This window comes from Neobacillus sp. NRS-1170 (genome assembly GCF_050468025.1).
Genome location: NZ_JBITPF010000032.1, coordinates 156,406 through 169,464, shown reverse-complemented (window position 1 = coordinate 169,464; position 13,059 = coordinate 156,406). Strand labels below are relative to the sequence as shown.

Genomic DNA, 13,059 nt, shown 5'->3' with positions numbered 1-13,059 from the left:
CGAAGACTCCTGCGGGAGTACGGGGCAGGGGAGACCCCGCAGGCGCTAAAGCGCCGAGGAGGCTCCCAGGCACGCCCGCGGAAAGCGAAGCTCCTGGAGCGCAAATCAACAACTATGTTTAACAAAAAAGTCAGTGCCCATGCGGTTCTGACTTTTTTGATGACCATAAAAATTAGGAAAATTCTTTACAATTAGCGTCTAACATAGTTTACTAATTAAGTATAAAATAAATTGCGAGGCTATACATATGAACAAAGTGAAAAACTATATTGGACAATTCCACCCAATTGTCTGGGTATTATTAATTGGTACCGTTTTAACCAGAGGCTCTGCCTATATGACCTTGCCCTTTTTATCGATTTATTTATCACGGCATATCGATCTTTCTCCGATTATCATCGGTTTAACGGTCGGTATGAGTCCATTAATGGCCACAGTGGGAGGATTTATCGGGGGCCATTTATCAGACCGGTTTGGCAGAAGGCCGATAATGCTCACCGCTTTGTTTGTGTTAGCATTTGTCTATTATGGGTTTACAGTAGCCAATAGTCAGGGATGGTTCATTCTATTAAACGCCATTAATGGCTTATGTACTTCCTTTTTTGAACCTACATCACAAGCACTTATGGCCGATTTGACAGACAAGAAAATTAGGATGAAGGTGTACTCCTTAAGGTATACCGCCATGAACATTGGAGCATCAGTTGGGCCGCTTTTAGGTGCCTATTTGGCGAATCACTCAGCAAAGCTATCTTTCGCCATTACTGGTTCAACCTACTTTGCATATGGAATAGTTCTTTTTATTTTAATGAAAAAACTCATTATTACGAAACAATCAGAAACGAAAAAAGTAGTATCTTTTGTGGATGCATTCAAAATCATCAAGACCGATAAAGCGTTGAGATACCTTTTATTTGGGATCATTTTAATAAACATCGGCTATGTCCAAATAGACTCCAATTTGCCGCAATTCCTGGAAGGGACAGTGGAAAACGGCGTAACCATTTTTTCCGTTTTGCTTACCATTAATGCTGTGATGGTGGTATGCTTGCAGATGCCAATCAGCCATTTTGCTGAAAAATTTAGCTTAATGCAGGCGATGGCTGGAGGTTCATTATTTATCGCGGCTGGGTTACTCGGCTTTAGTTTCATCAATGGCTGGGTGAGTGCCATAATTTCAATGGTCCTCCTAACAATCGGTGAAATATTAATTTTCCCTTCTAACAGTATGATGATGGACAAATTAGCACCGGAGCAATTACGTGGAACTTATTTTGGGGCGGGCCAATTCCGGAAAATAGGGAATTTCCTGGGTCCCATATTTGGTGGATTTCTCCTCAGTCATCTCCACGGACAATTCATGTTTTGGATTATTTCAATCCTCACACTGGGAAGTATTATTTTCTTTACCGCTGGAAACAGGTCGTATATCAAAGCAAAAATATCCACATTGGAAAAAACAGTGTAAACTTTATTCCTCCACATTTTTCCATTATTCTGGTAAAATAAAGAATAGATAGATTTTTTCAAATAGAATGTAAGGACTATTTGAGAAGGGGGTCCATGGAATGTGGTACTGGGCTGGTATCTTTGCTTTATTTTGCTGTCTATTTCTTATCATTGAGGAAATAATCTATTATCTGTGGAATCGCTATGTTTATGGGCCAAATCACGAAAGGAAAAGCATTTGGAAAAATAGAGTTAAAGTTTTCCTCCGTGTTTTCAAACGGAAATCTCCAACAAATATTCATGAAAATAAAAAAGAAGAGAGCTCGCTTTGATTGAAAGCGGGCTTTCTTCTTTATGAGTTTGAAGGAGGGTTGTTTTGCCGTTTCTTATTTAAATAAGATCCAATCGAATCAATAAAAAAGAAGAGGATAAATAGTATTAATATGATATATTCCGCCGGTTCCATTACTCTAAAAGGATTTGTTGCTTTCCAAATCACCCCAGATAATCTTACTCCCATTATCAAATCGATTGAAATAATTAAGGTTAATAAAAAAGCCGCTAATAAACCAGTGACCAATATTATTTTCATAATCCTCACCCATTTTTATGTGTTGTTATTATATTTCTACTTCGGAATGGAATTATCCTTGGATAAAATATAACACTTTGGGGAATCTATCCATTATTGGTAATAAGAAAATTGAAACTTCATTGAGTTAGGCGGAGATTATGTGTCGATTTTGTCTAATATTTTGAAAAATAAGCAAAAAAAGAGACAGAACGATAATTTCAGGCAAATGCAGGATCCTGGTAAACCGGACGAATTGCCAATCCATAGGGACTACCAAGATAATATTGCGAAAATAAAAGAAGAATATGGTAACAGTACCGATGTTTCATACCGCGAGTTTAAATTTTGCGGCAGCAGGGGGAGCGCCGTTTACATTGATGGCCTAGCCAGTAATAGTATGATCAATGATTTTTTTATGGAAACGGTGACAGAAGAAGTGAGAGAGATGGTTACCGACTGTTTCCAACAAATGATTGACTTCGCAGCTGGTCTGGGAAACGTCGAATCGATCACGAATTGGAACGAAGTACATGATGCCATCTTGGTTGGGAATACCATCTTTTTTTTAGATGGCTACAATAAAGCCATTAGTGTGGAAACCAAGGGATGGGAGAAACGTGCCATCACCGAACCTTCAACCCAATTATCGATTCAAGGGCCGAAGGATTCGTTTACGGAAACACTTCGAACAAACACAGCACTAATTAGACGGCGGATAAAAAGTCCAAATTTATGGATTGAATCGATGAAGCTGGGTACTGTAACGCAAACCGATATCGCCATCATGTATATAAAGGGAATTGCTAATGAGAAAATTATTGGAGAAGTAAAAGAAAGGCTAAATCGCATTAATATTGATGCGGTTCAAGCTTCAGGTTATATTGAACAATTATTTGAAGACCAAACCTGGACACCGTTTCCGACCACTCATCATTCTGAAAGGCCAGATGTTATTTCTTCACAATTGCTTGAAGGGAGAATTGCCCTTGTAGTGGATGGGACACCCTTTGTAGTCACAGTACCAGCTTTATTTATACAATTTTTCCAAGCACCAGATGATTATTATGCTCGTTTTGATATATCCACAAGCCTTCGGATTTTACGAATTTTATCCTTTTTTATCGCTTTAATTGGACCAGCAGCATACATAGCTGGAACTACCTTTCATCAGGAAATGATTCCAACTACCATGGCCATCGCGATTGCAGCACAGAGAGAAAATGTCCCTTTTCCGGCCTTTTTTGAAGCATTAATTATGGAGGTTACCTTTGAAATATTAAGGGAGGCAGGGTTAAGACTTCCACGGGCAGTCGGTCAAGCAGTTTCCATCGTTGGAGCGCTTGTAATAGGGCAAGCAGCCGTTCAGGCAGGTTTTGTATCACCAGTAATGGTCATCGTCGTTTCTATCACAGCCATTGCCAATTTTTCGACGCCCGTTTTTACAATGGCCATTGCTGCAAGATTAATTCGCTTTATAATGATGGGCCTTGCCACTATTTTAGGGTTTTATGGAATTATGCTGGGTCTGATGTTTATGACCATCCATTTATGCTCTCTAAGGTCTTTTGGCATTCCCTACATGATGCCGATCGCTCCTTTTAATATAAGAAATCAGCAGGATGTGTTCATTCGTTTTCCGATTTGGGCAATGAAAAATAGACCGATGTTTATCAGTAAGGAAAATATGGCCCGAGCGGGAGAAAATCAAAAACCGGCTCCGCCAACGCAGGACGAAGACCAGTCATCGCAAGGTGAGTCCTGATGAAACGATATTTGTTGCTGTCTATATGTGTGCTTTTTCTTTTACCTTCTTTAACCGCGTGCTGGAATCAAAAGGAGTTAACCGATTTGGCCTTTGTAATGGGGATTGGAATTGATAAAGGTAAAAAAGAAAAGTTTGATGTTTCTTTTCAAATAGTAAATCCAGGAAATGTATCCGCCGGGCAAGTCGGTGGAGGTCAGGGGCTGCCAATAGCTGTATATAAAAGCTCGGGGGACACGCTTACAGAAGCAGCAAGACAAGCGACGAAGAAAATTTCCAGGCGTTTATATTATGCTCACACAAATTTAGTGGTAGTTAGTGAAGCCGTGGCTAAAACTGATTTGCTTGATCTTATTGATGCATTAGATCGAGACCCTGAATTTAGAACGACTACTGAAATGGTGATTTCGAGAGGTTCGTCTGCCGAAAACCTTGTTTCAGCTCTGACAAACCTAGATAAACTTCCTGTCAATAAGATTACTAAGGAGCTTAAATCGACACAAAACATGCTAGGGGAAAATATGAGTGTTAACGTAGATGATTTTGTTAGTGGAATAATCAGCAGTGGAAAAGAGCCAATTTTAAATGGATATAAAGTAATGGGGAAGAAAGAACAAGCTCTAAAGGCGGAAAGTCTTCAATCTACCAAATCAGATGCCTACCTTGAAGCCAATGGACTTGCCGTTTTTAAAAATGGTAAGCTAAAAGGCTGGATTGAAAAAAACAATGCCCGAGGGGTTATTTGGATTCTAAATAAGGTAAAAAGCACTGATATTAATGTCGACTGGGATGGTAAAAAGAATGCCATTTCAATGGCACCCATTCGCTCCAAAACAAAAGTTTCGGTTAAATTTAAAAATGGAAAACCCGTCATTCATATTCGCATTGAAGATGAGGGCTGGATTAGTGAAGCCAATACGGCGATTGATTTAACGAATCCAAAAGTAATTGAGAATATTGATAAGCTTGTGGAAAAAGAAATTAAAAGGCAAATTGTAAGCACGGTCAAAGCAGCTCAAAAAAAGAAAAGTGATATTTTTGGATTTGGTGAGCGGGTGCATCGAGCAGACCCCAAACTATGGAAAAAGCTTAAGAGGAATTGGAACGAACATTTTGCCAATATAGAAGTAAATGTCGAGGTAGATTCCTACATTCGGCGAGAAGGAATTCGGACCAAACCGTTTTGGTCAACGATGAATAAGTAACCCGTTGCGAGTAGGGAAGTGTAGCAAATGGAAAAGGCAAAAATAAAAGCATCCCAATTATTTGTTCTCGTAGTTTTGTATGAAATGGGCAGTGCAATTCTTGTTGGCATGGGGGCAGGTGCCGCACAGGACGCCTGGATATCCATTTTGCTGGGAATGACAGCAGGAGTGATTCTCTTTTTCGTTTACTACCGTTTGTTTAAGTATTATCCAGACCTTCCGCTAACCAGTTATCTTCAAAAAATAGCCGGAAAATGGATTGGCCGATTTATTGGATTGCTTTACATCGTATATTTTATTTACGGGGCCTCAAGGGTATTACGGGATTTTGGAGAGCTATTAACCACAACTATCTATTCAAGTACCCCGTTATTTGTCATCAATACCTTGATGATCTTGACGATTATTTATGCTATTCATAAGGGCTTTGAAGTCATTGCTCGAGTGGGGGAAATATATTTTGCGGTTATCTATATGATGGCAATAGGTGGATTTTCTTTAATCCTCTTTTCGGGATTGATTCATTTTGAAAATCTATTACCAATACTTGAAAATGGGTGGAAGCCTGTGATAAAAACCTTTCTTCGTGAAACTTTCACTTTCCCATTCGGAGAAATGATTGTCTTTACGATGCTGCTCCCATTTTTAAATGATCCAAAAAAAGTGAAAATGGCGTGTATTGGCGGGATGCTTTTAAGTGGAATTAATATCACGATAACGGCTGTCATTAATATTGCTGCCTTAGGAACGGATTTATTTGTTCGTTCCAATTTTCCTTTGTTAACGACAATTGGGAAAATTCAATTAGCCAATTTTATCGAGCGGCTCGATGTATTATTTATGCTGTATCTTGTTATTGGTGGATTTTTTAAAATAACTATATATTATTATGTAGCTGTGGCTGGGGCGGCGGATATATTCAATTTCAAGAATCAACGTAAACTGGGGTTTCCAATCGGGGTGCTGGTGTTATTTTCATCCGTGACTATTGCAACCAGTTATGCGGAACATATTAAAGAGGGGCTGGATGTTGTCACAATATATTTGCATTGGCCCTTCCAAATTATAATTCCCTGTATATTATTAATCCTGGCTTTTTTTCGAAATCGAAAAAAAAAATCAAGCCCGTCCTAGGCGGGCTTGATTTTTTGTGAATTACCCTGCTTTATTGGAAGGGTAATATTAACGGTCGTTCCATGATTTTTTTGACTGTCAAAACGGATTGTCCCTTTATGAGATTGAACAATCTTAAAGCTGACAGTTAGACCTAAACCGGTTCCTTTTTCTTTTGAAGAATAGAACGGTTCGCCAATTTTTTCTAAACGTTCTTTAGAAATGCCGCAACCATTGTCTTTGACAGCTATTATTACTTGTTCGTTTTCTAACTGTTCAAGGACAATGGACACTTTACCCCCATTTATGGAGGCTTCAATCGCATTTTTAATAAGATTAATAAATAATTGTTTCAGCTGGTTCGGGTCGCATTCTATATTGATCTCATTTTCAGGATAAATCGATTCAATTTGCACATTATATAAACTCGCCTCAGTGCTTAATAAGGAAATAACATCGTTCAAAAGCTTTTGAATGTCTGCAGTAGTGTATTTCAACAGCTGCGGTTTGGCTAAAAGTAATAATTCACCAACAATATGATTAATCCGATTTAATTCATCTAACATGATTTGATAATAGAATTGGTGCTTCTTATCTTCCATTTGTAAAAGCTGTACAAATCCCTTTAATGAAGTGAGTGGATTACGTATTTCATGGGCAACACTCGCAGATAACTCACCAACAACCGACAGCTTCTCCGTCCTCCTTAGACGTTCCTCTGTTTGTCTTAAGGCAGTCACATCTCTGCCGTAGCCGATGATTCCAGTTATCTTCCCGTTAATTACAATTGGGAGTGATGTAGCTTGAATGGTTAGTGTATTCCCATTAGCATGTGGAATTTCGAGTTCATACATAATGGGCTTGCTTTCATCAACTAAAGAAGAAATAAATCTATTGAGATACCTTTTATATTTTTTAGGCAATAATGTTCCTATATTTTTACCAATCATCTCTTCTCGTTTGAAGCCGGTTATCACATCAAAATGAGGGTTTAGATTGGTTATGTTTCCGTTCAAGTCCAACATATATACGATATCCGGACTGTACTCAAACATTGATTTATATTGCTGCTGGCTTTCGGCTAATTGTCTTGCCATATTTTTTCTCTCAGTTATATCCCGGCCAATAATAACCAAACCTTCTCTGCTCCCATCAGGATGGAACAAAGGAACTTTTATGGTATCAAAGGTTTTAGTTGTTCCATCTGGCACAGGCAGAACTTCTTCAATCCGGGTTATTGCTTTATTTTTCCATGCTTCCTCATCGGAAATTTCGCAATATCTGAGCGCGTCTCCATAGAACTCGGTGTATTCCGCTAATTCAGAATCCTTTTTTCCCCGATAATCTACATCTTCAAGCTGAAATAATTGTAAACCAAATTCATTGGCTTCAATCCATCTGCCTTCGCCATCCTTAAAGTTTACAAAATCAACCATTGAATTGATTAACGTGGATAGACGCTTTTGATCCTCTTTTGAAGCATTTAATTCTTGTGATTTAACACTTAAAAAGTAAATGAACCATCCAGTAACAAAGATATATAGAACCTCTTTGAATCTGGCGGTAAAATCTATATAAGAAGAAGGCACAAATTGATCAATTAAATAATTTGTACCGTATATCCATACTATACTTAATATGCAGTAGAGGAAAATTAACTTTTTTTTCTCCATGAATTCTCCAGTTCCTTCAAGGAAATTATTTTCCAAGAATGTAAGAAAATTTTTTCTTACATAATAATACAGGAAAATTAGGTGTTTTGGAATATTTCAATTATGGAAATCTGTTTATTGACATGTTCAGTTATGTCTTTATGTACACTCATGCGAATTATCTTCTTTTATATTCTTCTACCTAGGATTAATAAATCTCTTTCCACCCCATCTAGTTCGGCTACATTAGGAAGGTGGGCCCATTTTTCAAAACCAAAGCTGTTAAATAGTTTAACGCTCGGTTCGTTATGGGCAAAAATAAATCCGAGCAAGGTTTTGATCTTCAGTTTTGGACAGGCATCCAAAGCTTGTTGGATTAAATATTTACCAAGTTTTTTTCCTCTAAAGTCTTGATGAATGTATATACTAATTTCAGCCGTGGCATTATAGGCGGGTCTGCCGTAAAACGATTGAAAGCTTACCCAGGCGCATATATTGCCATTACTTTCAACAACCCATAGAGGACGAAAAGCAGGAGAATGATCGTTAAACCATTTCATACGGCTTTCTACACTTACTTGTTCGGTATCTGCTGTTACCATTTTGCTGGAAATTGTTGAGTTGTAAATGTCCACAATAATTGGCAGGTCGCTTATTTCTGCATCTCTAATTTTAAACTTTTCAAACATTACTATTGTCACTCCTGTATGTTTTTTAACTAGCATTTATGTTATCGTTCAAAGCAAAGAATATCAATAAAAAGAAAGGCCTTTTCCCAATTTTTTTAATTGAGAAAAGACCAATTTCGTTTCCATTGCCAAGCTCTTACCAACGGTGAGCTTTGGCATTGCTCCTTAAGATGATCGCACTTTGCGTCAATTGAGTCTCTCCGTTTACCTGTGATCTGGCAAACTTCGGTCTCGTGTTGTTGTGGCAAATTCGCTCTGAGCGTGAATCTAAATGATCTTTGTAGCTCATCAAATATCACCTCATCCTAGGATTTGAAACGGATATTCACTAAGGAATATCATATATATCATGTGTAAAAATACATAAAAATAGTCAATAATAAGAAAAAATTTCAATTTCATATAAATTAAAACTTGTATTTTCTGAAATTTCGAAATAAAATTAAAATACATACCAACCGGTAGGTATGTTTCGATGGATTATTGCATATTATTTTTAAGGGTAAAAAACTAGATTGCAAGAATAAGGATGGAGTGATTACTATGCATTTGCGTCTGACAGATGAACAGAAAATGGTGCAAAAAACAATTAGAAGATTTGTAGAAAAAGAACTGATCCCACTAGAAAACGATGTCCTCAGAAATGAGCGGGAAGGCAAACCAAGTCTGCCTCCAGGGAAATTAAAAGATTTGCAATTGAAGGCGAAAGAGGCAGGCTTTTGGGGAATTAACACACCTGAACAATATGGCGGTGCAGATTTAGGCCAGATGATGATGGCAATTGTGTTAATGGAAGTTTCTAAGACCTTTGTTCCGTTTTCATTTGGCGGTTCTGCTGATAATATTCTTTACTATGCAAATGAAGAACAGAAGAAAAAATATCTCATCCCGACAATCAATGGTGAAAAGAAGTCATGCTTTGCCATGACAGAACCAGGCGCAGGCTCTGATACGCAAAACATTAAAATGACTGCAGTTAAAGATGGAAGCGAATGGGTTCTCAATGGTGAAAAGACCTTTATTACAGGCGGCAACGAAGCTGATTTCGTTATGGCCATTGCCATTACGGATAAAGAAAAACATCAAGCGACACGTGGACGCGAAGGTGTAACCTGTTTTATTGTTGACCGTGATATGGGCTGGAAATCTGAGTATATACATACTATGGGAGAATGGGGTCCAGCTGGCTTGGTCTTTGATAATGTACGCGTTCCTGAGGAAAATATTCTTGGTGAATTGCATAAAGGCTACAATCTTGGATTGGAATGGATTGGATTTGCAAGATGGATTGTCGGAGCAAGAGCTGTAGGAGCTGCTGAACGCTTATTGCAAATGGCCATTGATTATTCTAAAGAACGTATTACGTTTGGCAAGCCGATCGCTGAGCGCCAGGCAATCCAGTGGCAAATCGCTGATTCTGCCGTTGAAATTGAAGCAGCCCGCTGGCTTGTTCTAAATGCTGCCTTTACCCTTGACCAAGGCGAAGATAATCGCCATCTTGCTTCGATGGCTAAATTATATGGAGCAAATATGGGGAACAGAGTAGTAGACCGAGTTCTGCAAATTCATGGCGGCATGGGTTATACAAGGGAATTGCCAATTGAACGCTGGTACCGTGAAGCAAGACTTTGGAGAATTTACGATGGTACTGATGAAATCCAGCGTATGATTATTGCCCGTAACTTGATTAAAGGTCATGCAAAAGTTGGTCAACACGTTTAAATCCTTTTTGTAAGCGTTGTCTTAATAGAAATTCTTATTTTGGGAGGAAGAAAAATGGCAGGAAGATTCGCAGGAAGAGTAGCTTTTGTTACAGGGGGAAGCCGTGGAATCGGGAAAGGCATTGTCGAGCTTTTTGCAAGCGAAGGGGCAAAGGTTGCGATTATTGATTTAAACGAAGAGGCTTTAAGTGAGACAGCCAATGAATTAAGGGAAAAAGGCTATGAAGTGTATTCGAAGGTGGCAAACGTTGTCGATGCTGAGCAAGTAGAAGCTGCTGCAAAAGAGGTTCATGATACTTTCGGTTCGATTGATATTCTAGTCAATAATGCTGGTGTTATTCGCGATAATCTGTTATTCAAAATGACAGATTCCGATTGGCAGACTGTTATGGATGTTCATCTAAAAGGATCCTTTAATGCGGCCCGTGCTGCCCAAAAATATATGGTTGAGCAAAAATACGGCCGTATTATTAATATTTCTTCTACGTCAGCACTTGGAAATCGCGGTCAGGCCAATTACGCTGCTGCAAAAGCAGGTCTCCAAGGTTTCACAAAAACACTGGCGATTGAGCTTGGAAGATATGGAATTACTGCCAACTCTGTTGCACCTGGTTTCATTGAAACCGATATGACAAAAGAAACGGCTGCAAGAATTGGCATTCCTTTTGAGCAATTAATCCAAGCAAGCGTATCGAATATTCCTGTGGGAAGAAGCGGTAAGCCAGAGGATATTGCTAATGCTGTTGCTTTCTTTGCAGATGAAAAGTCTTCATTTGTAAATGGGCAAGTCATCTATGTAGCCGGCGGACCAAAATGTTAATTAGGTGAGGTGAGGATGAATTGTTTAAAGATCAAATAGGCAAGCAATCAAACAAGGTGAAAAATGTTGTTGAAAGAGGAGCCGTTAAGAAATTTGCCGAGTCCATCGGTGACCTTCATCCGATTTATTTTGATGAAGAAGTTGGCGAGCAGTCCAGGTATCGTAAGAATATTGCACCACCGACATTCCCAAGGGTTTTTGATTATGGTGTGATTGAAGGATTAAACCTTCCAAATAAAGGCTTGATTCACGGAGAACAAACCTTTCATTATGTCCGTCCATTATTAGTGGGGGAAGAAGTTTACTGTTATTCAAAAGTAAAGAACTACTTTGAGAAAAAAGGTAACTTTGGTGAAATGGGCTTCCTCGTACTCGAAAACTATGGCGATGATGCGGCAGGGAATACCATTTTTAGCTCAACCTCAACGGTTGTCATTTCTGAAGCTGTTAGGAAGGTGTTGACCCGATGAGTACACTTACTGAATTACAAATTGGCGAATCGTTAAAAGAGATTCAATTAGAGCCTGTTTCAAGAATGGACCTCATTAAATATTCGGGAGCATCCGGGGATTTTAATCCGATCCATACGATTGATGATGAAGCGAAAAAGGCAGGATTACCAGGCATTATTGCTCATGGGATGTGGACGATGGGTAATCTCGCAAAGTTGTTTACTGAGTACTATGAGGAAGGTTTCATCGAGGATTATTCAATCCGTTTTAAAGGCATGGTATTTTTGAATGATGTCATTACACTTAAAGCGGTATTGAAGGAAAAAGAAGAAAATAAACTGCGCTTTACTGTTCAAGCGGTTAACGGGGAAGGCAAAGATGTATTAAAGGGTGAGGTAGTGTATCACCAATACTAACACGATAGACAGAATTGAAAATTTAAAAAAACCCGGCATTTATTGAATTTTTCATAATGCTGGGTTTATTTCTATCAATTATTAAAGGGTGATAACATGTCCGCGAAAATGACTTTGAGCTATAAGCCTCCTGTATTCTCTTCAGTAGAAGAGGAAAGACAACATTTAAAACAAAAATTAGCGGCCTCGTTCCGTTTATTTTCTAAATTTGGCTTTGATGAAGGGGTCGCCGGACATATTACGGCACGCGATCCTGAGCGAAAGGATCACTTCTGGGTGAATCCATTCGGGATGCATTTTAGTCAGATCAAAGCCTCCGATTTGATTCTTTGTAATCATGATGGAGTTGTCGTGGAAGGAAATTATCCTGTAAATCGTGCAGCTTTTGCCATCCATTCTCAGGTTCATGCCGCACGTCCTGACGTCATTGCTGCTGCCCATGCCCATTCGGTTTACGGGAAATCATGGTCTTCTCTTGGACGACTCCTTGATCCGATAACCCAGGACGCCTGTGCATTTTATAATGATCATTCTTTATTCGATGATTTTACCGGTGTCGTTTTGGATATTGAAGAAGGCCGGAGGATTGGAAAAGCTTTAGGAAATCGAAAGGCATGTATTTTAAGAAATCATGGACTTTTGACAGTTGGAAAATCTGTGGATGAAGCGGCATGGTGGTTTATTACAATGGAACGGTCATGCCAGGCGCAAATACTTGCAGAGTCGGTAGGATCACCCATCGTCATTGATGATGAAAATGCGGCTGGAACCTATGAAACAGTGGGAACCCATGAAGCAGGCTGGTTCCAATTCCAGCCATTATGGAACCGGATTGTGAAAGAACAGCCGGATTTATTGGATTAATCGATTGTCGCAGGTTATTTAGCGGAGTTATTAATGCCCGTGATCAAGAAAAATTGACTCACCGGTAAATAAGAGGGGCTCCTAATACCCATGATTATGGAAAAATTCCTTCAAGGGTAAATAAGAGGGGCTCCAAATGCCCGTGATCATGAAAAAATTGCTTCAAGGGTAATTAAAAGGGGCTCCAAATGCCTGTGATCATGGAAAAATTGCCTCAACGGTAAATAAGAGGGGCTCCAAATGCCCGTGATCATGGAAAAATTGCCTCAACGGTAAATAAGAGGGGCTCCAAATGCCCGTGATCATGAAAAAATTGCTTCAAGGGTAAATAAGGGGGTCTCC

General features: G+C 39.0%; 13 protein-coding genes and 1 pseudogene. 10 read left to right on the top strand and 4 right to left on the bottom strand.

Going from position 1 to position 13,059, the window contains the following annotated elements:
• Positions 1 to 195: pseudogene (locus ACIFOT_RS15550) on the top strand (hypothetical protein); the annotation flags it as partial.
• Positions 196 to 247: 52 nt separating this feature from the next.
• On the top strand, positions 248 to 1,468 hold the full coding sequence (locus tag ACIFOT_RS15545) for an MDR family MFS transporter (protein ID WP_430066041.1): 1,221 nt from the start codon (positions 248 to 250) through the stop codon (positions 1,466 to 1,468).
• A gap of 333 nt (positions 1,469 to 1,801) precedes the next feature.
• On the opposite strand, the gene ACIFOT_RS15540 is transcribed toward ACIFOT_RS15545, so the two are convergent.
• The gene (locus tag ACIFOT_RS15540; RefSeq protein ID WP_430066039.1) at positions 1,802 to 2,041 is read right to left on the bottom strand and encodes a hypothetical protein; all 240 of its coding nucleotides are present in this window, start codon (positions 2,039 to 2,041) and stop codon (positions 1,802 to 1,804) included.
• Positions 2,042 to 2,249: 208 nt separating this feature from the next.
• Between ACIFOT_RS15540 and ACIFOT_RS15535 the strand changes: the two genes are divergently transcribed.
• The 3 genes from ACIFOT_RS15535 to ACIFOT_RS15525 are packed head-to-tail and all read left to right on the top strand — an operon-like array spanning position 2,250 to position 6,124.
• The gene (locus ACIFOT_RS15535; protein WP_430066057.1) at positions 2,250 to 3,785 is read left to right on the top strand and encodes a spore germination protein; all 1,536 of its coding nucleotides are present in this window, start codon (positions 2,250 to 2,252) and stop codon (positions 3,783 to 3,785) included.
• The gene (locus ACIFOT_RS15530; protein ID WP_430066037.1) at positions 3,785 to 4,990 is read left to right on the top strand and encodes a Ger(x)C family spore germination protein; all 1,206 of its coding nucleotides are present in this window, start codon (positions 3,785 to 3,787) and stop codon (positions 4,988 to 4,990) included. Before ACIFOT_RS15535 ends, ACIFOT_RS15530 begins: the two co-directional genes overlap by 1 nt.
• Before the next feature lie 27 nt (positions 4,991 to 5,017).
• A complete protein-coding gene (locus ACIFOT_RS15525; RefSeq protein ID WP_430066035.1) occupies positions 5,018 to 6,124 on the top strand; it encodes a GerAB/ArcD/ProY family transporter in 1,107 nt (368 codons plus the stop codon).
• On the opposite strand, the gene ACIFOT_RS15520 is transcribed toward ACIFOT_RS15525, so the two are convergent.
• The 3 genes from ACIFOT_RS15520 to ACIFOT_RS15510 all read right to left on the bottom strand — a co-directional run bounded on the left by ACIFOT_RS15520 (position 6,121) and on the right by ACIFOT_RS15510 (position 8,733).
• Positions 6,121 to 7,776 (bottom strand): PAS domain S-box protein, encoded by a 1,656-nt coding sequence (locus tag ACIFOT_RS15520; protein ID WP_430066033.1) that lies wholly within the window; start codon positions 7,774 to 7,776, stop codon positions 6,121 to 6,123. The two genes, ACIFOT_RS15525 and ACIFOT_RS15520, sit on opposite strands and share 4 nt — an antisense overlap.
• Before the next feature lie 167 nt (positions 7,777 to 7,943).
• A complete protein-coding gene (locus ACIFOT_RS15515; protein WP_430066031.1) occupies positions 7,944 to 8,444 on the bottom strand; it encodes an N-acetyltransferase family protein in 501 nt (166 codons plus the stop codon).
• 136 nt (positions 8,445 to 8,580) lie between these two features.
• A complete protein-coding gene (locus ACIFOT_RS15510; protein WP_223587800.1) occupies positions 8,581 to 8,733 on the bottom strand; it encodes a YpzG family protein in 153 nt (50 codons plus the stop codon).
• 254 nt (positions 8,734 to 8,987) lie between these two features.
• On the opposite strand from ACIFOT_RS15510, the gene ACIFOT_RS15505 reads away from it, so the two are divergent.
• The 5 genes from ACIFOT_RS15505 (at position 8,988) to ACIFOT_RS15485 (ending at position 12,717) form a co-directional block, all read left to right on the top strand.
• Entirely contained in the window at positions 8,988 to 10,166 is a 1,179-nt protein-coding gene (locus ACIFOT_RS15505; protein ID WP_430066029.1) for an acyl-CoA dehydrogenase family protein, read from the top strand.
• Positions 10,167 to 10,220: 54 nt separating this feature from the next.
• On the top strand, positions 10,221 to 10,985 hold the full coding sequence (locus ACIFOT_RS15500) for a beta-ketoacyl-ACP reductase (RefSeq protein ID WP_430066028.1): 765 nt from the start codon (positions 10,221 to 10,223) through the stop codon (positions 10,983 to 10,985).
• A 20-nt stretch (positions 10,986 to 11,005) separates the two neighbouring features.
• On the top strand, positions 11,006 to 11,455 hold the full coding sequence (locus tag ACIFOT_RS15495; RefSeq protein ID WP_430066026.1) for a MaoC family dehydratase N-terminal domain-containing protein: 450 nt from the start codon (positions 11,006 to 11,008) through the stop codon (positions 11,453 to 11,455).
• Positions 11,452 to 11,853 (top strand): MaoC/PaaZ C-terminal domain-containing protein, encoded by a 402-nt coding sequence (locus ACIFOT_RS15490; RefSeq protein WP_430066024.1) that lies wholly within the window; start codon positions 11,452 to 11,454, stop codon positions 11,851 to 11,853. Before ACIFOT_RS15495 ends, ACIFOT_RS15490 begins: the two co-directional genes overlap by 4 nt.
• Positions 11,854 to 11,949: 96 nt before the next feature.
• Complete coding sequence (locus tag ACIFOT_RS15485; protein ID WP_430066022.1) at positions 11,950 to 12,717, top strand: class II aldolase/adducin family protein; 768 nt, start codon at positions 11,950 to 11,952, stop codon at positions 12,715 to 12,717.
• Positions 12,718 to 13,059 lie beyond the last annotated feature (342 nt).